This window comes from Bacillus sp. JJ1474 (assembly GCF_036965225.1).
GTDB lineage: Bacteria > Bacillota > Bacilli > Bacillales > Cytobacillaceae > Cytobacillus.
The window spans coordinates 5,787-6,208 of the sequence record NZ_JBALPC010000158.1; the positions used below are offsets into that span (position 1 = coordinate 5,787).

Consider the following 422-nt stretch of genomic DNA (forward strand, 5'->3'; position numbering starts at 1 on the left):
TCCCCTCTATTTGGAATTTTAGTAGAGGTAGAGGAGTGCTTTGCACATTGTGCTAAAGCTTTCATTCGATCAAATATGTGGAACCCAGAATCGTGGTTAGCAAAAGAGAATCTTCCATCGGTTCCTCAAATGTTGGTGGCTCACTCAAAAATACCCAATGTTTCTGCTGATCAAGTAGCAAAGGAGTTACAAGAAGGCTATAAAAGCCGGCTTTATTAATATGGAATAGCGCCTAAAACTTTTAATCATACGTTTCAGTAGCCACAATATTGACTGATAATTTCCCAACAGTTGTAAGCGATTATCATGAAAATCAAGCACTAATTTAATAAAAGAAAATATAACCGTCTCATTTTTATTAATAGTATGCTCTTTCCTGCTTTCAACCAGAAATATCTGGCTGACCTTATATTACGAACGGG

At 36.5% G+C, this 422-nt stretch carries 1 pseudogene; it reads left to right on the forward strand.

The annotated features are described in order from the left end of the window. Nucleotides 1-219 (forward strand): annotated as a pseudogene (locus tag V7164_RS18155) (pyridoxamine 5'-phosphate oxidase family protein); the annotation flags it as partial. Between the last annotated feature and the right edge of the window lie 203 nt (nucleotides 220-422).